General features: G+C 64.5%; 1 protein-coding gene. It reads left to right on the top strand.

The features are described 5' to 3' along the window. Positions 1 to 377: 377 nt before the first annotated feature. On the top strand, positions 378 to 629 hold a 252-nt coding region (locus ACYVDE_RS25445; protein WP_460504299.1), incomplete at its 3' end, for a hypothetical protein.

The following is a 629-nucleotide window of genomic DNA, read 5'->3' on the forward strand; positions in this document are numbered from 1 at the left end:
GTGGGCAGCGCGCCGGGAGCCGGTGAGGCGGTGGCAACTCCACGGGAGCGCAGGCACTGGCCGAAACCAGCGCCGCGATACGCTTCGCTGGCGTGGGCGGGCGGGCTACGCGGAAATGCCCATGCTGTGCGACACGGCTTTGGCCAAGGCCAGAAAAAGTTGGGCGAGGTGGTTCAGGAGACGTTTCATATGGTTGGGTAAGGTAGGTAGCAATATTACCAGCTGGCGGGCATACAGCGCCGGGCTGCTACGCCGAGACCGGGCGGCCGAACGCTGTACCTTCGGCGGGTCGGCGTACGAAGCCTTCGTCGGGTTGTAGGTAAGCGCCGTATTTCGTCGTGATGGAAGGTATTCTGTTACTCCTTTTTCTGCTATTGGTGTGTCTCCTCGTCGTCGGCGCGTGGCTGATACCCTACGTGCTGATTCCCTATGGGCTGCTCCGTGCTTTCTTCCGCAGCGAGTGGGCCTCACCGGCCCTAAAGCAGGTAGTGGGCTGGAGCCTGGGCGTGCTGTGGCTGTTGGGTATGGGCACGCTGAGCTGGCGCTGGCAGCACCGAACCCAGGTGCAGGCGGAAGCCGAGAACTGGCGCCGCCGTCCGCCGCTGCTGCTCACGGCGCACCAGCCCGGC

Source organism: Hymenobacter agri (genome assembly GCF_054778495.1).